The organism is Cellulosimicrobium composti, assembly GCF_009711085.1.
GTDB classification, from domain to species: Bacteria; Actinomycetota; Actinomycetes; order Actinomycetales; family Cellulomonadaceae; genus Cellulosimicrobium; species Cellulosimicrobium composti.
In genome coordinates, this window is sequence record NZ_WMKA01000001.1 from 101,995 (window position 1) to 120,943 (window position 18,949).

Consider the following 18,949-nt stretch of genomic DNA (forward strand, 5'->3'; position numbering starts at 1 on the left):
GCGGGCCCGGGCGGCTACGCGTCCTGGGCGGCGAACGCCGCCCACGTCGTGCGCCCGCGCAGCGCGTCCCCGCGCGGGACGAGGGAGTCCTCCACGAGGCGCGCGCCGAAGTAGCGGGCGAGCGGGTCCGTGACGACGTCGCGCGCGTCGCGCCACGAGGCGAGGACGTCGCGCAGGAACGCGTCGAGGCGCACACGCTCCGGGCCGGCGAGGTCGACGACCTCCCGCCGCGGCTCCCCCGTCGCCGTGCCGGCCACCACCGCCGCGACGTCGGCCGCCGCGACGGGCTGGAAGGCGACCGGCGGGACCCGCACGGCGCCGTCGACCGTGAGGTGGTCCGCGATCGTGCCGACGAACTCGAAGAACTGGGTGGCCCGCACGACCGTCCACGCGACGCCCGCCGCACGGACGAGCTCCTCCTGCGCGCGCTTCGCGCGGAAGAACCCGGCGTCGGTCCGGTCCACGGCGACGATCGAGAGCACCACGTGGTGCCGGACGCCGGCGCGCGCCCCGGCGTCGAGCAGCGTGCGCGTGCCCGTGGTGAAGAAGCGCAGCACCTCCTCGTCCACGTACGTCGACGGCCGCGACACGTCCACGACGACGTCCGCACCGGCGAGCGCCGCGTCGACCCCGGCGCCCGTCCGCAGGTCCGCCCCCGTGGCCCGCGCGAGGGGCACGGCCTCGTGCCCGTCCGCGCGCAGCCCCGCGACGACCCGGCGACCGATGCGGCCCGTGCCGCCCGCGGCGACGATCCTCATGCGTCCGATCCTCCCCCGGCCGCGCACCACGGGGAATCCCCGGGGCGCGGCGCGCGTTGGGGCGGACGACCGACCGGTGGGCGACGAGCGCACCGGCACCGCACGAGTGCGAGGATCGACGCATGACGACCGAGCCGACCACCACGACCCCGCTGACCGGCACCGACGAGATCGCCCCGTCGTCGCCGTCGCCCACGGACCCCCTGTGGGTCGAGCGGACGGGCGTCCGGACGTACACGGGCTACTCCGCCCGCGGCGCGCAGGTGCTCATCGGGCCCGCGAGCGAGGGGGCCGTGTTCACGCCGGGCGAGCTGCTGAAGATCGCGCTCGCCGCGTGCGCCGGCATGAGCTCGGACCGCACGTTCGCGCGCCGGCTCGGCGACGACTACGCGGTGACGATCCACGCCGAGGGCGTCAAGGACCTGCCGGAGGACCGCTACCCGGAGATCACCGAGCGGTTCGAGATCGACCTGTCCTCGCTCGACGACGAGGCGCGCGAACGGCTGCTCACGGTCGCCGAGCGGGCGATCGAGAAGACCTGCACAGTGGGACGGACGATCAAGGCGGGCGCGACCGTGCGGACGGTGTTCCAGCAGCCGGGCGGCAGCGTCGAGTGACGACCGGGCCGTGAGGCCCGACACGGGAGGCGAGATGGCGCACGAGCAGCCGTCCGGCACGCCGGACCACGGGACGCCGGACCGTTCGCGGCCGGGCGCCGTCGAGCGGCGGGGCCGCCGCGGGCTGCGCGCACCGCAGGACGCCCCCGTGGACACGACGGACTGGACCTCCTACCGGCCCACGCCGCTCCTCGACGCGGCGCTCGACAAGGCCGTGACCATCCCGTCGCACGCGATCCGCGCCCACGTCGACTCCGTGCGTCGGCGCAACCCCGAGGCGAGCCCCGCGCAGATCGTCCGGATCCTCGAGCGCGAGTACCTGCTCGTGATCCAGACCGCGGGCGGCGCCGTGGGTGCCGCCGCCGCGATCCCGTCGGTCGGCACCGGTGTGGGGATCGCGCTGACGTCGAGCGACGTCGCCACGTTCTTCGCGTCCTCGGCGGCGTTCGCGCTCGCGGTCGCCGACGTCCACGGCATCGCCGTGGACGACGTCGCGCGGCGCCGGGCGCTGCTCCTCGCGACCGTGCTGGGCGAGAAGGGCGCGCGCGACGTCGAGCGTGCGACGCAGGGCTCGGGCCTCGCGTGGGGCAAGGTGCTGCTCACGAGCATGCCCGCCGGGACGCTCGTCAAGGTCAACAAGGCGCTCGGCAACCGGTTCCTGCGCACGCAGCTCGCGAAGCAGTCCGGCCTCGCGATCGGGCGCCTCGTGCCGTTCGGCGTGGGTGCGGTCGTCGGCGTCGCGGGGGCGCGGGCCCTCGGGCACGGCGTCATCGCGCAGTCCCGGCGCGCGTTCGGCCCGCCGCCGTCCGTGTTCGGGCGGCTGCTCGAGGTCGTGGAGGCGCCCACGCAGGACGCGCCACCGCAGCTCGTGCCCGTGACCGACGACGCGGCCCGGCCCCGCCGGCGGCGTCGTCTCCTGCCCGGGCGCGGTCGGCGGGACCACTCGCCGGCCCGCGACGCCGAGTGACGTCGCGCGGCGTGCGGCGCGTCGCCGTCGCGCGCGAGCTCGGCGTCGACGCGAGCGTCGCGTTCGCCTGGGTCGCCGACCCGCGCACGCACCCGCGCTGGATCCCGCTGACCGTCATGGCCACCCCCGCCGCCCGCGGCCCCGAGGTGGGCGACCGCTTCACCATGGTCAGCGGGCCGCGCGTCGGACGCACCGGCCGCGGGTTCCCCGACCGGATGGTGGTCGAGTCGCTCGACCGCCCGTCCGTCGCGGCGGGGCGCACCGGGAGCACGCGCGTGCGCAAGCTCGGCCCGGCGCTGCTCGGGGAGGCGGGGTTCGACGTCGTGCCGCTCGGCCGCGACCGCTGCCGCGTCGTGTGGTGGGAGGAGGCGTACCTCGCCGGGCCGCTCCCCCGCGGCGTCACCGCGCCCCTGGTGGGGCTCGCCCTGCGCGCGATGATGCACGTCTCGCTGCGCCGCCTCGGAGGGCGGCTGACGGCGCACCGCTGAGCCGTGCGCGAGGTCGGCAGGTTCGGCCGACCTCGGCACTCGCTGGCGAGATCGGCGGTCCGGAGTGCCGATCTGGCCAGGGAGTGCCGATCTCGGGGCCCGGTGGGGTCAGGTGGTCGGCTCGTCCTCGACGGGGGCGTCCGCGACGGTCGGGCCCGCCAGGATGAGGTAGAGCTCGCGGCGCGTGCGCTCCAGGAGCTCGACGGCGGCCTTCGCCTCGGCGTCGGTGCCCGTGCGGGCGACCTGGTGGACCGCCGCGGCGACCGCCTCGACGGCTGCGCGCAGCTCACGCCGCGAGCGCCCGCCGCGACCTGCCGCGTCGGCGAACGGGTCGCCGAGCTCGGCCGCGTGCTCCGCGACGTACGCGGTGCCCGCCTCGGTGAGCGTCGCGAGACGACGCCCGCCGTCGGCCGAGAGCTCGACGAGCCCCTCGTCCTGGAGCAGGTTCAGGGCCGGGTAGACCGCGCCCGGGCTCGGGCGCCACTGGCCCTCGCTGCGCTCGGCGATCTCCTGGATGACCTGGTAGCCGTGCATGGGCTGCTCGGCGAGGAGCAGCAGGACGGCGGCGCGGACGTCGCCGCGGCCGGCGCGACCGGGGCCGCGACCGCGGCCCCCGTGGCGTCGACCGCCGTGACCCGGACCGAAGCCGGGCCCGCCGGGGCCGAAGCCCGGTCCGCCCGGTCCGCCCGGACCGAAGCCGGGCCCGCCGGGGCCGAAGCCCCGACCGCCGTCGGCGGGACCGCCGAACCCGCGGCCTCCGCCGCGGCGTGCGCCGCCCCGACCGCGGGGGCCGTCGCCGCGGAACCAGGCCGCGTCGTCGGGCACGGGCGGGAAGCCGTCGCGACGGCGACGGCCGGGCCGCGGCCCGGGGCGCTCGCCGAACGGCTGGGACGTGTTCTGGGTGATGTCCGGGGTCCTGCCCCGGTGCTGGCGTGCGTAGCTCATGGGATGTGTCTCCTGTGGTTCGTGGGGCTCCGGGTGATCCGCGGAGCGGTGGCGGGCCGTTCCGGCCTCGCGACGGTCGCGAGCAGCTTCTCAGGCTCAGCGATACGCTATCGATATATCGATAGACTATCGCTGTCAACCCCTTGGTGGGAGCGCGTCGTCCCGAGCCGCGCGCGGGCCACGGACGTACGCTGGCATCCAGCAGCCACCCGGCAGCACCTCAGCACCACCGGACGCCACCCCCGTCCGGCCACCACCCGGGTCGCACCACCCCGGCCGGCCCGGCTCCCGCAAGGAGGCGGCGATGCGCCCAGGCCAGCCCCGGCACTACCTCATGTGCCGGCCGACGTACTTCACCGTCAGCTACGAGATCAACCCCTGGATGGACCGGCGGACCCCGGTCGACACCCCGCTCGCCGTCGCCCAGTGGGAACGGCTCCGCGACACCTACCGCGACCTCGGGCACGTCGTCGAGACGGTCGAGCCCGTCGCGGGCCTGCCGGACATGGTCTACGCCGCCAACGGCGCGACCGTCGTCGACGGGCTCGTCTACTCGGCGCGCTTCACGCACCCCGAGCGCGCACCCGAGGGCCCCGCCTACCTCAAGTGGTTCGCCGACCACGGGTACGTGACCCACCTCGCCGAGCACGTCAACGAGGGCGAGGGCGACCTCCTCGTCGCCGGTGACGTCGTCCTCGCCGGCACCGGCTTCCGCACCGACCGCGCCGCGCACGCCGAGGCCGCCGCGCTGTGGGGCCGCGAGGTCGTCACGCTCGAGCTCGTCGACCCGCGCTTCTACCACCTCGACACCGCGCTCACCGTGCTGCGCGGGAACGACGGCGGCGCCCCGCCCGACGGCGCGCACCCCGCCCTCGCCGGGGGCGGCGTCGACGTCGCGTACTTCCCGCCCGCGTTCTCGCCCGCCGCGCAGGAGGTCCTGCGCGAGCGCTTCCCCGATGCGCTCCTCGCGACCGAGGAGGACGCCGTCGTGCTCGGGCTCAACGCCGTGAGCGACGGCACGCACGTGGTCCACGCCCCGCGGGCCGAGCGGTTCGCCGCCGCGCTGCGCGAGCGTGGCTACGAGACCCTCGGCGTCGACACGTCCGAGCTGCTGCGCGGCGGCGGCGGGGCCAAGTGCTGCACGCTCGAGATCCGCGAGCCGGCGGGCGCGCACGCCACGCACCTCGGGAGCGCGTCGTGACCGCGCAGGACGTCCGCCCGGTCGCCGGACCGGCGGACGGGACGCCGCGCGACGCGCTCGCACACAACTACCACCCGCTGCCCGTGACGGTCGCGACCGCCGAGGGGTCGTGGGTCACCGACGTCGAGGGGCGGAGGTACCTCGACCTCCTCGCGGGCTACTCGGCGCTCAACTTCGGGCACCGCCACCCCGCGCTCGTCGAGGCGGCCATGCGCCAGCTCGGGCGCGTCACCCTCACGTCGCGCGCGTTCGACCACGACCTCCTGCACCCGTTCGCCCGCGCGCTCGCCGCGCTCGTCGGGCCGCTGACCACGGGCGGCGACGCCTCGCTCGTGCTGCCCATGAACACGGGTGCCGAGGCCGTCGAGACCGCGATCAAGACCGCGCGCAAGTGGGGCTACGACGTCAAGGGCGTACGACCGGGCGAGGCGACGGTCGTCGTCGGCTCCGGGAACTTCCACGGCCGCACCACGACGATCGTGTCGTTCTCCGACGACCCCGACGCGCGCCGCGGCTTCGACCCGTACACGCCGGGGTTCCGGGTCGTGCCCTATGGCGACGCCGACGCCGTGGCCGCCGCGATCGACGACACGACGGTCGCGGTGCTCCTGGAGCCCGTGCAGGGCGAGTCGGGCGTCGTCGTCCCACCGGCCGACTACTGGCCGCGCGTGCGGGAGGTCACCGCCGCGCGCGACGTGCTGCTCGTCGCCGACGAGATCCAGTCCGGCCTCGGGCGCGCCGGCACGACGCTCGCGACCGAGACGTGGGGCGTCCGGCCCGACCTCGTCACGCTCGGCAAGGCGCTCGGCGGCGGGATCGTGCCCGTCTCCGCGGTCGTCGGGCGGCGCGACGTGCTCGAGGTGCTCACGCCCGGGACGCACGGCAGCACGTTCGGCGGCAACCCGCTCGCGTGCGCGGTCGGGATCGCGGTCGTCGAGCTGCTGCGCACGGGCGAGCCGCAGCGCCGCGCGCGCGAGCTCGGCGTGCTGTTCCACGCGCGTCTGCGCGGCCTCGTGGACGCCGGGCTGCTCGACGCCGTGCGCGGCCTCGGCCTGTGGGCGGGGCTCGACCTCGACCCGGCGCGCGGGACGGGACGCGACCTGTGCGAGGCGCTGCTCGCGCGCGGTGTGCTCGCCAAGGACACGCACGGGTCGACCATCCGGCTCGCTCCCCCGCTGACCGTCTCGGCCGAGGACCTCGAGACCGGCCTGTCCGCCCTGGAGAACGCCCTCACGGACCTCGCGCGGGATCGGTAGAGTCCGGAGGGTGACCACGCCCGAGCCCGCCGCACCCGGTTCCCCCTCCCTCGCGTCGTCCCTCGACGACCTGCGTCGCGCGTACGCCGACCTGCAGTCCCTGGGGCTGCGGCTCGACCTCACGCGCGGCAAGCCGTCCGCCGAGCAGCTCGACCTGTCGGAGGCGCTGCTCGCGCTCCCCGGCGAGGGCGTGCACACCGACGCGGACGGCACCGACGTACGCAACTACGGCGGCCTCGACGGGCTCCCCCAGCTCCGCCGCATCTTCGCGGAGCTGCTGGGCGTGCCCGTCGAGCAGCTCCTCGCGTCGGGCAACGCGAGCCTCACGCTCATGTACGACACGCTCGCGTACGCGACCCTGTTCGGCGTCCCCGGGTCGGACCGCCCGTGGGGCCGCGAGGAGACGGTCCGCTGGATCTGCCCCGTGCCCGGGTACGACCGCCACTTCTCCGTGTGCGAGGCCCTCGGTATCGAGATGGTCACCGTGCCCATGACCCCGGACGGCCCCGACGCGGACGCCGTCGCCGCGCTCGTCGCCGACGACCCCACGATCAAGGGCATGTGGGTCGTGCCGACGTACGCGAACCCCGACGGGTCGGTCGTCACCGAGGAGATCGCGCGCGCCCTCGTCTCGGTGCCCGCCGCCGCGCCCGACTTCCGCATCCTGTGGGACAACGCGTACGCGCTGCACCACCTCACCGACGACGAGGTCACGAGCGCCGACGCGATCTCCCTCGCCGCCGAGGCCGGGCACCCCGACCGCGTGGTCCTCTACGCGTCGACGTCGAAGATCACGTTCGCCGGCGCCGGCGTCGCGTTCCTCGCGTCCTCGCCCGCGAACGTCGCCTGGTACAAGAAGCACCTGTCCGCCCAGTCCATCGGCCCGGACAAGGTCAACCAGCTCCGCCACGCGCTGTTCTTCGGCGACGCGGACGGCGTGCGCGCCCACATGCGCAAGCACCGCGAGATCATCGCGCCCAAGTTCGACGCCGTGACGAGCATCCTCGCCGAGCGCCTCAGCGGCACGGGCGTCGCGTCGTGGACGGAGCCGAAGGGCGGCTACTTCGTGAGCCTCGAGGTCGTGCCCGGCACGGCGTCGCGCGTCGTCGAGCTGGCCAAGGCGGCCGGCATCGCGCTGACGCCCGCGGGAGCGCCGTTCCCCTACGGCAAGGACCCGGAGGACAAGGTCCTGCGCCTCGCGCCGACCCTGCCCCCCATCGAGGAGGTCCGCGTCGCGATGGACGGCGTCGCGACGTGCGTGCTCCTCGCCGCCGCGGAGCACGCCGCGCGCTGACGCACGACCCTCCCGTACCGAGCAGGTGATCGTGGCGCGTCCTGGTTCCCGGACGCGCCAGGACCGCCTGCTCGGCGTGCCGGTGGCGCCTGGTCGTCCCGCCTCGACCGTCACGGGCAGGACCTGACGAATCGCACTGGTCCCCCGCGCCGTGCGCGGCGCAGGATGGAAGACGTGCACGACCGATGAGTTCCGGCGGTCGGCGCGGTCGGTCGGTGGGTGGCCCGGGAAGCCGGGCGGCTCGTCGGCATCGGCGAACGACCATCCCGCGGAGGGGACATGACCGACACTGCACGCGGCGACCTCGCCGTCGAGGCACGCGGCCTCGTCAAGCACTTCACGACCGGGAAGTCCGTCACCAAGGCGGTCGACGGCATCGACCTGCTCATCCCCGAGGGCACGGTGTTCGGGGTGCTCGGGCCGAACGGCGCGGGCAAGACGACCGCGGTGCGCATGCTCGCGACGCTCCTGCGACCCGACGCCGGCACGGCGCGCGTCCTGGGCCACGACGTGGTGCACGACGCCGACAAGGTGCGCTCCGTCGTCGGGCTCACCGGGCAGTACGCGTCCGTGGACGAGGACCTCACGGGCACCGAGAACCTCGTGATGCTCGCCCGGCTCTACGGGTTCCTCGGCGGCACGGCGCGCGGGCGCTCGGCCGAGCTCCTGGAGGCGTTCGGCCTCGGCGACGCGGGCGACCGCCAGGTCAAGACGTACTCGGGCGGCATGCGCCGCCGCATCGACCTCGCGGCGAGCCTCGTCATGAGCCCGCGCGTCATCTTCCTCGACGAGCCCACGACCGGGCTCGACCCGCGCAGCCGCAACCAGGTGTGGGACATCGTGCGCGTGCTCGTCGCGGACGGCGCGACCGTGCTGCTCACGACCCAGTACCTCGAGGAGGCGGACCAGCTCGCGGACCGCATCGCCGTGATCGACCACGGCAAGGTCATCGCGGAGGGCACCGCCACCGAGCTCAAGCGCTCGGTCGGCGAGGGCGCGGTGCACGTGCGCCTCGCGAACTCGGCGGACCGGGCCCGCGCGGCCGAGGCCGTCGGGCGGCTCCTCGGGACGGAGATCACGCTCGCGAACGACCCGTACGCGTTCTCCGCCCGCGTGCCGGACGACGGCGCCGAGCACGTCGCGCGCATCCTCCCGACGCTCGGCGACGAGGGCATCGTCGTCCCCGAGTTCACGCTCGGGCAACCGAGCCTCGACGAGGTGTTCCTCGCGCTCACCGGCCAGCCCATGGAGGACGACGAGACGATCGAGGAGGTGGCCTGATGGCCGTCGACCCCACCGCCACCGCCGCGGACCTGCGCGCGCCCGAGGCGAACGCGCTGCGCGCCGCCGTCGCGCTCGAGCACCGGCCCGACCGGCCGTCGCCCGTGTCCGCGACCCTCACCTACACATGGCGCGCGCTGCTCAAGATCAAGCACGTGCCCGAGCAGCTGTTCGACGTCACGGTGTCCCCGATCATCTTCACGCTGATGTTCACGTACCTGTTCGGCGGCGCGCTCGCCGGCAACGTGCAGGCGTACCTGCAGTTCCTGCTCCCCGGGATCCTCGTGCAGGCGGTCCTCTTCACCACCATCTACACCGGCTACACGATGAACACGGACATCAGCAAGGGCGTCTTCGACCGGTTCCGGTCGCTGCCCGTGTGGCGGCCCGCGCCGATCGTCGGGGCGCTGCTGGGCGACACCGTCCGGTACACGATCGCGTCCGTCGTCACGCTCGCGCTCGGCCTCGTGCTGGGCTTCCGCCCGCCGGGCGGCGTCGTCGGCGTCGTCCTCGGCATCGTGCTCCTGCTCGTCTTCGCGTTCGCGCTGAGCTGGGTGTTCACGGCCCTGGGCCTCGTCCTGCGCTCCCCGAACGCCGTCATGGGCACGTCGATGCTCGTGCTCATGCCGCTGACGTTCGCGTCGAACATCTTCGTCGACCCGTCGACCATGCCCGTGGTGCTGCAGCGCTTCGTCGACATCAACCCCGTCACCCACCTCGTGTCGGCGGTGCGCGGCCTCATGGCCGGCGAGCCCGCTACGGACGGCATCCTGTGGGTGCTCGTCGCGTCCGTCGCGCTCACCGCGGTCCTCGCGCCGATCACGATGCGCCTCTACCGCAACCGCAGCTGAGCGCGGACCGGCCGCGGGCCCCCACCGGGGCACCGCGGCCGGGCACGCAGCGGCTGTTCCGGTGCTCGGCGAGGTCAGTCCGCCTCGGGTGACCCCTCGCCGTCGTCGCACTTCTTGGTGACGACCATGACCGGGCACGCGGAGTGGTGCAGCACCGCCTGGCTCGTGGAGCCGAGCAGGAGGCCGCGGAAGCCGCCGCGCCCGCGCGAGCCGACGACGATGAGGTCGGACGCCGTGGAGAACTCCGTGAGCAGCTCGGCCCCCGTGCCGTCGAGCACGATGCGCTTGATCGTGAGACCGGGGTGCTCGGCCTCGTGGCGGTCGATGATGACGTTGAGACCCTCGGTGATGTCCGCGAGCACCTGCTCGTGGTCGATCGACGCGGGCAGCCACGCCAGGAGCCCGGCCCCGGCCCCCACGGGGACGCCGGCGACCGCGACGAGCTCGGCGTCCCACGCCTTCGCCTGGCGGATCGCGTGCCGCAGCGCGATCTCGGCGGAGGGGGACCCGTCGACGCCGACGACGATGCGGCGCAGCGGCGTGACGGGCGGCAGCTCCTGCGGGTCGCCCTCCTCCTGCTTGGCGCCCGCGCGGAACGGCACGACGACGGTCGGGCAGTGGGCGTGCGCGGGCAGCGCCGACGACACGGTGCCGAGCAGCCGCTCGGTGAAACCGCCTCGGCCGCGCGTGCCGACCACGACGAGCGAGTGCTCGCGCGACATCTCGACGAGCACCCCGGCCGCGTCGCCGGTCGTCACGGTCGCCGTCGTGCGCACGCCGGCGTCCTCCGCGCGCGAGCGGGCCTCCTCGAGGACGGCCCGCGCCCCCTCCTGGATCGCCGAGTCGTCGAGGGCCGCGTAGCCGCCGTCGAGCGACGCGGCGGTGAAGGACGGGAGGGAGTAGGTACACACGACGTGCAGCGGCCACCCGACCTGCAGGGCGTAGGCGGCGGCCCAGTCCAGGGCGTGCAGGCTCGGCGCCGAGCCGTCGACGCCGACGAGGACCGATTCCGTGCGGGTCATGAGCGACTCTCCTCTCGACGGCCCGGTGCCATCGGACGACCAACCTAGCCGAGACCAGCCCGTTCGTCCGTCAGCCTGGAGTCACGAACACGTCAAGAATGCCACGAACCCCGCCCACTCGCGACGATGCGCGAGGTGACGGGGTTCGTGGAGCCAGCGGCCGGTACGGCCCTGGGAGCGTGGATCAGGCCACGCGGATGAACGTGGGGTTCGACTGCCAGATCTGACGGAACTGGATGGTCTTCCCGGGACGCGGGGCGTCGATCATCATGTTGTCGCCCGCGTAGATGGCGATGTGGCCCGGCGTCCAGATGAGGTCGCCCGGCTGCGCCTGGTCGCGCGACACCTTGGTGCCGACCGAGCCCTGGGCGCCCGAGGTGCGCGGCAGGCTGATGCCGACCTGCGCGTAGACGTAGCTGGTGAAGCCCGAGCAGTCGAAGCCGTCGGGGGTGGTGCCGCCGTACACGTAGGGGACGCCCACGTAGCGCGCGGCGATCGACACGATGGTCGAGCCGTAGGCCGAGGCCGGGACGTCGACCGACGCCTCCTGCTGGGCAGGCGCCTCGGACTGGGTGGACTGACGCTCCTGCGAGCGGCTCGTCTGCTGGGTGCGGACCGGCTCGGGGTCCGGCTCCGGCTCCGGCTCGGGAGCCGGGGTCACGGTGACGGGCGCCTGGGCCTGCTCGATGGTGAACGCGGCGTCGGCCGCGACGGTCACGGCGGGAGCGGCCTCGAGGGCCTGGCGGGCCTGCGCCGTCAGGGCGCTGAGGTCGACCGCGTTGAGCTTCCCGGACTCGTTGTCGACGGGAGCGGCGGTCGCCGGGGCGGCGGCGCCGATCATCGAGACGATGAGGCCCGACGAGGCGGCGACGACGGCGGTACGGCGGCCAGCGGTCGACATCTGGGTCGACGCGGCCTGGGCGATGGAGCTGAGCGGCGTCACGGGACGCCGCGCCGCGCGGTGGCGGGCGCGAGTCGTGCTCACGGTCACTTGGTGCCTCTCCTGGACGCCTGCGAGGTCAGCTGTCGGGTTCGGGTGGAAGAGTCACCCGGCCCTCCGGACCGAGGTCCGTCGGGCTTCACCCCAAGGGCGCTGTCTCCAGCACCCAAAAATTGGGTCCCCCGTCCCTGTCATCGGGTCGTCGTTGGCCTCTCGCGGTGACAGGGTTAGGCGTTCCGCTCGAGGACTTCACCAGATGGGTCTTCGGATGAAGCAGCACCGACCGTACAGGACCGCCTGGCAAAAGTCACGTTCCCATTACGACACGGGCCGGACGATTCCGTCGTCGCAGGTCAGGGCGTCGCGGGGGCCTGGAGGGCCGGCTCGCCGCGCGCGACGAACAGGTGTCGCGCGACGTCGTCGGGCAGGTCCAGGACGACCGGCGCGCCCTCCCCCCGGACGGTCACCACACCGTCCCCGGCGGACCGCACCACGAGCGTCCGGCGCGGTAGCACCTCGGCCTGCGCGAGGCGCCGGAGCAGGTCGACGTCGACCTGGATCGGCTCGCCGATGCGCTGCAGGACGACGCGGACCTCGCCCGCGTCGCGACCGCGCTCGACCAGGTACGACGGCAGCGCGACGACGCCGTCGAGGAAGCCGACGGCGGGCGGCTGCTCCCCCAGCTCGGGCAGGCCCGGGATCGGGTTGCCGTACGGGTCGAAGTGCGGGTGGTCGAGCAGACCGAGGAGCCGCTCCTCGACCAGCTCGCTCATGACGTGCTCCCAGCGGCACGCCTCCGTGTGGACGTGCTCCCAGTCGAGCTTGATGACGTCGGTGAGCAGGCGCTCGGCGAGGCGGTGCTTGCGCATGACGCGGGTCGCCTTGGCGTGGCCGGTGGGCGTGAGCTCGAGGTGCCGGTCGCCCGTGACGACGACGAGACCGTCGCGCTCCATGCGCGCCACCGTCTGCGACACCGTGGGACCCGAGTGACCGAGACGCTCCGCGATGCGCGCGCGCAGGGGGACGATGCCCTCCTCGACGAGCTCGTAGATCGTCTTCAGATACATCTCGGTGGTATCGATCAGATCGGTCACGTCACGCTCCCCGTTCGCTCGTCGGCTCCGCGCGCCCGGTCGTCGCTCCCCGCGGGCGCCTGCCCGCACCACGGGCCGCCGGGGACAGTCTATGGCGAACCCGTGACCGGGCCTGGGGGCCGTCCGGGCACACCCGTGGCGCACCCGCGGACACGGCTGCCGGCCACGCCCCCGCGCGCGTAGGGTGACCGCGTGCCCGATCCCGCCACCGCCCCGATCACCATCCCCGCCGACCTCCTGCCCGCCGACGGCCGCTTCGGCTCCGGGCCGAGCAAGGTCCGCGCGGAGCAGGTCCGCGCCCTGTCCGACGCCGGCACGTCCCTGCTCGGCACGTCGCACCGCCAGGCGCCCGTCCGGTCCGTCGTGCGGCGCGTGCGCGAGGGTCTCGCCGAGCTCTTCTCGCTCCCCGAGGGATACGAGGTCGTGCTCGGCAACGGCGGATCGACGACGTTCTGGGACGTCGCGACCGCGTGCCTCGTGCGGACCAAGGCCCAGCACGCGGCGTTCGGCGAGTTCGGGGCCAAGTTCGCGGCCGCGACGACGGCCGCGCCGTTCCTCGAGGCGTCGCAGGTGATCGCCGCCCCGCCCGGCACCGTCGCCCTGCCCGCACCCGCCGACGACGTCGACGTGCACGCGTGGCCGCACAACGAGACCTCGACCGGGGCCATGGCGCCCGTCGTGCGCGTCCCGGGGTCGCGCGAGCGCGGCGCGCTGACGCTCGTCGACGCCACGTCGGGCGCCGGTGCGCTGCCCGTGGACGTCGCGGAGACCGACGTCTACTACTTCGCCCCCCAGAAGGTCTTCGGGTCGGACGGCGGCCTGTGGCTCGCGCTGTGCTCCCCCGACGCGCTCGCGCGCGCCGAGGAGGTCGAGTCGAGCGGCACGCGCTGGGTCCCGGAGTCCCTCTCGCTGCGCGCCGCCGCGGCGAACTCGCGCCAGGACCAGACGCTCAACACGCCCGCCATCGCGACGCTCGTCATGCTCGCCGAGCAGGTCGAGTGGATCCTCGGCCACGGCGGCCTCGCGTGGGCCGCGGCCCGCTCCGCCGAGTCGGCCGCGCACCTCTACGGCTGGGCCGAGGAGCGCGAGTGGGCGACGCCGTTCGTCGCCGACCCGGCCGAGCGCTCCACCGTGGTGGGCACGATCGACCTCGACGAGACGATCGACGCGACCGCCGTCGTGTCGACGCTGCGCGCCCACGGCGTCCTCGACGTCTTCCCCTACCGCAAGCTCGGCCGCAACCAGCTCCGCGTCGCGATGTTCCCCGCGATCGACCCCGACGACGTCCGCGCCCTCACCGCCTGCGTCGACCACGTCGTGTCCCGCCTCGCCTGACGACGGCGCGGTCCGGGCCAGCGCGAGGCGGACCGCCTCGGCAGGTGACGGGACAGCGGCGGTCGCGGCGGCCGTGCCCCGTCAGCCCTCCGCGCGACCGCGCGGGCTGTCGCGCACCGGAAACGAGCGCGACGCGGCTCAGGCCGCGCGGGCGATCTCCTCCGCGTCCTCGACCCCGAGCCGGCGTCGCGTCTCGGCGCGGGCGGACCGGTCGACGGGGGTCCCGGCGTCGAGGTAGCGCACGACGAGGTGCGGGCGCTGCAGGACGCGGTAGCGGACCTCGAGGCGCCAGTTGCGGACGGCCCACGCGGCGGCGCCGACGGCGACGAGGCCGGCGGTGATGGAGCCGACGCCGATGGCCCAGCGGGGGCCCCACGCCTCGGCGATCCAGCCGACGAGCGGCGAGCCGACGGGCGTCGCGCCGAGGAACACGATCATGTAGAGCGACATGACGCGTCCGCGCATGACCGGGTCGACGGACATCTGGATCGTGGAGTTGGCGGCGGTCATCATCGTGAGCGACGCGAGGCCGACGGGGATGCACGCGAGCGCGAAGCTCGCGTAGGTGGGCATGAGGGCCATGACGCCGGTGGCGACGGCGAACCCGAAGGCGGAGCCGATGACGAGCCGGACGCGCGGCCGTTCGCGCCGCGCGGCGAGCAGGGCGCCGGTGAGGGAGCCGATGGCGAGGACGGACCCGAGGATCCCGTACTCGCCGGGGCCCATGCCGAACTCGACCTTGGCCATCATCGCGGACGTGAGCTGGAAGTTGAGGCCGAACGTGGACACGACGCCGACGACGACCATGATGACGACGATGTCGGTCCGCCGTCGCACGTACCGGATGCCCTCGCGGATCTGGCCCTTCTCGCGGGGCGCGCTGGGGAGCACGTGGAGCTCGCGCGTGCGCATGGAGGCGAGGGCGAGGATGGTCGCGCCGAAGGTCACGCCGTTGATGATGAACAGCCAGCCGGAGCCGACGGCGGCGATGAGCAGGCCGGCGACGCCGGGGCCGACGAGGCGTGCGGCGTTGAACGACGCGCTGTTGAGCCCGACGGCGTTGGACAGCTTGTCGGCGGGGACCATCTCGGCGACGAACGTCTGGCGCACGGGGTTGTCGAAGGCGGTGACGACGCCGAGCAGGCCGGCGAACACGTAGACGTGCCAGAGCTGGACGTGCCCGGAGAGCACGAGCGCGCCGAGGCCGAGCGCGAGCAGTCCCATGGCGCCCTGCGTGGCCATGAGGAGGCGGCGGCGCGGGAGGCGGTCGGCGAGCAGCCCGGCCCACGCGGACAGCGCGAGCACGGGCGCGAACTGGAGCGCGGTGACGACGCCGACGGCGATGCCGGAGCTGTCGGTGAGGTCGCTGAGGACGAGCCAGTCCTGCGCGACGCGCTGCATCCAGGTGCCGACGTTCGCGACGAGCGCGGCGCCGAACCAGATCCGGTAGTTGTGGTGCTTGAGGGAGGAGAACGTCGCGCTCATCGGGCGGCGATCCGGGTCAACAGGTCACTGGCGCGGGCCAAGGTCTCTCTTTCGTCGGGGGTGAGGGAGGACAGCTGCTGCGTGAGCCACGCGTCCCGGCGGCGGCGGGTCTCCTTGACCTCGCGCACGCCGGCGTCGGTGAGGCGGACGACGACCTGGCGGCGGTCGGTGGCGTGCTCGCCCTTCTCGACGAGGCCCATCTCGGCGAGGGCGTTGACGGCGCGGGTCATGCTCGGCGGGCGGACGCGCTCGTGCGCAGCGAGCTCGCCGGGGGACATCGCGCCGTGCTTGTGGAGCACGGTGAGGACGCCGAACTGGCCCTCGGGGAGGTCGGCCTCGCCGCGCTGGGCGCGCAGTCGGCGCGACACGCGCGTGAGGGCGACGCGGAGCTCGCCGCCGAGGGTCGCGGGCCGGCACTGGTTCCGGGTGGGCGCAGTGGGGTCCGCAGCAGGCATATACTTACCTTAACTCATTACCTTGGGTAATGAAAGAGACGCAGGTCACCCCGGGTGGCGCGGGTGGGCGGCCGCGGGCGCCGTCAGGGCACGTAGGCGACGACGACGCGGCCCTCGCCGCGCACGGCGACCGCACCCGTCGCGTGGGGCACGAACACCGACTCGCCGCGTGCCAGGACGGTCCGGACCGACGCACCGTGGTCGGCCCCGGCGAGCGACACGGAGCCGTCGAGGCACAGCACGACGCGCGGGCCGGCGTCGGGCAGGGGCACGGCCTCGTCGCCCGCCACCCGCCCCGCGCGCAGCGCGAACTCCGCGACGGGCGGGCGGTAGGTCGTGAGCCCCGTGCCGTCGTCGATGACCCGCGGGCGGGCGGCGGGCCCGGGCGTGCACGTCGCGCACTCGAGCAGCGCGTCGACGTCGACGAGCTTGCGCGTGAGCCCGGCGCGCAGCACGTTGTCCGAGCTCGCCATGATCTCGACCGCGCACCCGGACAGGTAGGCGTGCACGTGCCCCGACGGGACGAACATCGACTCGCCGGGCGCGAGGGTCACGCGGTTGAGCATGAGCGAGACGACGGCGCCCGGGTCGCCCGGGTGCTGCTCGGCGAGCGCCAGGACCGTCGTGTCCGCGCGGCGCGACGACCGTCCCCGGCCGCCGTCGTCCGGCCCGCGCTCGGCGCGCGCCCGCACGGACGCGACGGTCCGCGCGAGGTCGGCCGCGAGGTCGGGCTCGGAGCGCGCGTGCAGCGCGAGCGTGAACGCCTCGCGGACGCCCGCCTCCGTCGGGCGTGCCTCGAGCGCCGCCCGCATCCGGGCGACGAGCCCGCCGTCGAGCCCGTCGAGCAGCTCGAGGATGCGCCGGGGCCGCCGGAAGCCCGAGAGCCCCTCGAAGCGCGTCAGCGCGACGACCATCTCGGGCTTGTGCTGGTCGTCGTGGAAGCTGCGCAGCGGCGAGTCGCGCGCGACGCCCTCCCGGTTCTCGCGGTTGAACCCTGCGCGCGCGAGGTGCGGGCGCGGGTGCACCTGGAGCGAGAGCGCGCGCTCGGCGGCGAGCACCTTGAGGAGGAACGGGAGGCGCGGGCCGTACTGGTCGAGCACCCGCTGCCCCAGGACCCGCACCGGGTCCGTGCGCACGAGGTCGACGAGCGTGCCCGGACCGGCGCCGGAGGGCGCGCCCTCGCCGGGGCGCAGCGCGCCGTCGGGCACGACGCGCGACGGCGCGAGCGGGTGCGCGCCCATCCAGAGCTCGGCCGCCGGACGGCCGTCCGGTTCCACCCCCAGGAGGTCCTGGATGGCCGACGTCGAGCCCCAGTCGTACGGCTGGACGGTGTTCTCCAGCCGGTAGAACGCGGGCGGACGAGCCGCGGCGGAGACGTCGACCGACGCCGGTGCGCCGGTCGGCTCGCCGCGCTCGTCCGCCTCGCTCGTCATGTGCCGAGCCTAGAGGCCCAGGACCTCCCGGATCGGGCCGAGGAGGAAGTAGACGAGGAACATCACCGACGCGACCCACATGAGCGGGTGGATCGCACGGACCTTGCCGAGCGCGAGCTTGATGACGACGAACGCGAGGAAGCCCGCGCCGATGCCGTCCGCGATGGAGTACGTGAACGGCATGACGATGATCGTGAGGAACGCCGGGATGGCGATCTCGACGTTCTTCCACGAGATGCCGGCGATCTGCGTCATCATGAGGAACCCGACGAAGACGAGCGCGGGCGCGGCCGCCTCGTAGGGCACGAGCGCGACGAGCGGCGACAGGAACGTCGCGAGGAGGAACGCGACGCCCGTGACGACGGACGCGAGACCCGTGCGCGCGCCCTCGCCCGCGCCGGTCGTGGACTCGACGAAGCTCGTGTTCGACGACACCGAGCCCGCACCTCCCGCGGCGGCGGCGATCGAGTCGACGACGAGGATGGCGCGCGAGCGCGGCGGGACGCCCTCGGCGTCGTTGAGCCGCGCCTCGGCGCCGACGGCGACCATGGTGCCCATCGTGTCGAAGAAGTCCGCGAGCAGCAGCGAGAACACCAGCAGGATCACGGTGACGGTCGCGATGTTCTGGAACGAGCCCAGGAGCGAGAACTGGCCGAGGAGGCCGAAGTCCGGGACCTGCACGACGCCGTCGAACGTCGGGGCGTTGAGGTTGAAGCCGTTCGGGTTCGAGCCGTCGGGCGCCTTGGCGCCGATGTGGAGGGTGTTCTCCAGCGCGACGGCGAGCGCGGTCGCCGTGAGGATCGCGACGAGCAGCGCGCCCTTGACCTTGCGGACCCACAGCACGATCGTCAGCACGAGGCCGACGACGAACACGAGGATCGGCCACGTGCCGAGGTTGCCGAGCGCGAGGAGCGTGCCGCTGCCCGCGGTGACGAAGCCGGCGTTGACGAGGCCGATGAGCGCGATGAAGAGGCCGATGCCCACGCTGATCGCCGTCTTGAGCTCGACGGGGACCGCGCGGAAGACCGCCTCGCGGAAGCCGGTGAGCACGAGCAGCAGGATGATGAGGCCCTCGATGACCACGAGGCCCATCGCGTCGGCCCACGTGACGCCGGGGAGCGAGGCGATCGAGTACGCGACGACCGCGTTGAGGCCGAGCCCGGCGGCCAGGCCGAGCGGGAAGTTCGCGAACACGCCCATGGCGATCGTCATGACGCCCGCGACGAGCGCGGTGGCCGCCGCGATCTTGCCGAAGTCGGGCGCGTCACCCCCGCCGAGGAACTGGCCGGTGCCGTCCTGGACGGTCCCGATGATCAGCGGGTTCAGCACGACGATGTACGCCATCGCGAAGAACGTGACGAGACCGCCACGGATCTCGGTGCCGATCGTCGAGCCGCGCTCGGTGATCTTGAAGAAGCGGTCGATCGCGCCGGTCGCAGGGGGCAGCGCCTGCTCGTCCTCGTGGACGGAGGTGGGGGTGGACATGGGGAGAATGCTGCCAGAACCGTGTCACCGCCACGTAAACGC

At 74.3% G+C, this 18,949-nt stretch carries 18 protein-coding genes and 1 riboswitch; of the genes, 9 read left to right on the top strand and 9 right to left on the bottom strand.

Going from position 1 to position 18,949, the window contains the following annotated elements:
• Positions 1–14: 14 nt before the first annotated feature.
• Positions 15–758: an SDR family oxidoreductase gene (locus tag GJV82_RS00445; protein WP_155097854.1), complete on the bottom strand. Its 744-nt coding sequence runs from the start codon at positions 756–758 to the stop codon at positions 15–17.
• Positions 759–880: 122 nt separating this feature from the next.
• Here GJV82_RS00445 and GJV82_RS00450 point away from each other — a divergent pair, with 122 nt between their 5' ends.
• The 3 genes from GJV82_RS00450 to GJV82_RS00460 are packed head-to-tail and all read left to right on the top strand — an operon-like array spanning position 881 to position 2,830.
• Entirely contained in the window at positions 881–1,375 is a 495-nt protein-coding gene (locus tag GJV82_RS00450; RefSeq protein WP_024841275.1) for an OsmC family protein, read from the top strand.
• 10 nt (positions 1,376–1,385) lie between these two features.
• The gene (locus tag GJV82_RS00455) at positions 1,386–2,342 is read left to right on the top strand and encodes a hypothetical protein (protein ID WP_318657118.1); all 957 of its coding nucleotides are present in this window, start codon (positions 1,386–1,388) and stop codon (positions 2,340–2,342) included.
• Positions 2,343–2,353: 11 nt separating this feature from the next.
• Complete coding sequence (locus GJV82_RS00460) at positions 2,354–2,830, top strand: SRPBCC family protein (protein ID WP_155097855.1); 477 nt, start codon at positions 2,354–2,356, stop codon at positions 2,828–2,830.
• Between the two features lie 108 nt (positions 2,831–2,938).
• Here the strand turns inward: GJV82_RS00460 and GJV82_RS00465 are convergent, their stop codons facing one another.
• The gene (locus GJV82_RS00465) at positions 2,939–3,775 is read right to left on the bottom strand and encodes a PadR family transcriptional regulator (RefSeq protein ID WP_155097856.1); all 837 of its coding nucleotides are present in this window, start codon (positions 3,773–3,775) and stop codon (positions 2,939–2,941) included.
• 304 nt (positions 3,776–4,079) lie between these two features.
• Here GJV82_RS00465 and ddaH point away from each other — a divergent pair, with 304 nt between their 5' ends.
• The 5 genes from ddaH to GJV82_RS00490 all read left to right on the top strand — a co-directional run bounded on the left by ddaH (position 4,080) and on the right by GJV82_RS00490 (position 9,658).
• A complete protein-coding gene (ddaH, locus tag GJV82_RS00470) occupies positions 4,080–4,976 on the top strand; it encodes a dimethylargininase (protein ID WP_155097857.1) in 897 nt (298 codons plus the stop codon).
• Positions 4,973–6,232, top strand: a complete 1,260-nt coding sequence (gene rocD / locus GJV82_RS00475; RefSeq protein WP_318657119.1) for an ornithine--oxo-acid transaminase — start codon at positions 4,973–4,975, stop codon at positions 6,230–6,232. The genes ddaH and rocD overlap by 4 nt, the downstream gene beginning before the upstream one ends.
• Positions 6,233–6,242: 10 nt before the next feature.
• Positions 6,243–7,526 (top strand): aminotransferase class I/II-fold pyridoxal phosphate-dependent enzyme, encoded by a 1,284-nt coding sequence (locus GJV82_RS00480; protein ID WP_318657120.1) that lies wholly within the window; start codon positions 6,243–6,245, stop codon positions 7,524–7,526.
• Between the two features lie 279 nt (positions 7,527–7,805).
• The gene (locus tag GJV82_RS00485; RefSeq protein ID WP_155097858.1) at positions 7,806–8,807 is read left to right on the top strand and encodes an ATP-binding cassette domain-containing protein; all 1,002 of its coding nucleotides are present in this window, start codon (positions 7,806–7,808) and stop codon (positions 8,805–8,807) included.
• Complete coding sequence (locus GJV82_RS00490; protein WP_155097859.1) at positions 8,807–9,658, top strand: ABC transporter permease; 852 nt, start codon at positions 8,807–8,809, stop codon at positions 9,656–9,658. The genes GJV82_RS00485 and GJV82_RS00490 overlap by 1 nt, the downstream gene beginning before the upstream one ends.
• A 74-nt stretch (positions 9,659–9,732) precedes the next feature.
• On the opposite strand, the gene GJV82_RS00495 is transcribed toward GJV82_RS00490, so the two are convergent.
• From GJV82_RS00495 to GJV82_RS00505, 3 genes are all read right to left on the bottom strand, one after another.
• A complete protein-coding gene (locus tag GJV82_RS00495; RefSeq protein WP_024841284.1) occupies positions 9,733–10,680 on the bottom strand; it encodes a universal stress protein in 948 nt (315 codons plus the stop codon).
• 184 nt (positions 10,681–10,864) lie between these two features.
• The gene (locus tag GJV82_RS00500) at positions 10,865–11,671 is read right to left on the bottom strand and encodes a C40 family peptidase (protein WP_318657121.1); all 807 of its coding nucleotides are present in this window, start codon (positions 11,669–11,671) and stop codon (positions 10,865–10,867) included.
• Between the two features lie 2 nt (positions 11,672–11,673).
• A riboswitch (cyclic di-AMP (ydaO/yuaA leader) is annotated at positions 11,674–11,835 on the bottom strand.
• A gap of 138 nt (positions 11,836–11,973) precedes the next feature.
• On the bottom strand, positions 11,974–12,714 hold the full coding sequence (locus tag GJV82_RS00505; RefSeq protein ID WP_115943158.1) for a metal-dependent transcriptional regulator: 741 nt from the start codon (positions 12,712–12,714) through the stop codon (positions 11,974–11,976).
• A 192-nt stretch (positions 12,715–12,906) separates the two neighbouring features.
• Between GJV82_RS00505 and serC the strand changes: the two genes are divergently transcribed.
• Complete coding sequence (serC, locus tag GJV82_RS00510; RefSeq protein ID WP_024841287.1) at positions 12,907–14,049, top strand: phosphoserine transaminase; 1,143 nt, start codon at positions 12,907–12,909, stop codon at positions 14,047–14,049.
• 138 nt (positions 14,050–14,187) lie between these two features.
• Here serC and GJV82_RS00515 read toward each other — a convergent pair whose 3' ends face one another.
• The 4 genes from GJV82_RS00515 to GJV82_RS00530 form a co-directional block, all read right to left on the bottom strand.
• Positions 14,188–15,534: an MFS transporter gene (locus GJV82_RS00515; protein ID WP_155097860.1), complete on the bottom strand. Its 1,347-nt coding sequence runs from the start codon at positions 15,532–15,534 to the stop codon at positions 14,188–14,190.
• Positions 15,531–15,989, bottom strand: a complete 459-nt coding sequence (locus GJV82_RS00520) for a MarR family winged helix-turn-helix transcriptional regulator (protein ID WP_024841993.1) — start codon at positions 15,987–15,989, stop codon at positions 15,531–15,533. Before GJV82_RS00520 ends, GJV82_RS00515 begins: the two co-directional genes overlap by 4 nt.
• A gap of 83 nt (positions 15,990–16,072) precedes the next feature.
• A complete protein-coding gene (gene manA / locus GJV82_RS00525; protein ID WP_155097861.1) occupies positions 16,073–17,422 on the bottom strand; it encodes a mannose-6-phosphate isomerase, class I in 1,350 nt (449 codons plus the stop codon).
• A gap of 9 nt (positions 17,423–17,431) precedes the next feature.
• Positions 17,432–18,907 carry an NCS2 family permease gene (locus tag GJV82_RS00530; protein WP_155097862.1) on the bottom strand — a complete coding sequence of 492 codons (1,476 nt, stop codon included), beginning with the start codon at positions 18,905–18,907 and terminating at the stop codon, positions 17,432–17,434.
• Positions 18,908–18,949 lie beyond the last annotated feature (42 nt).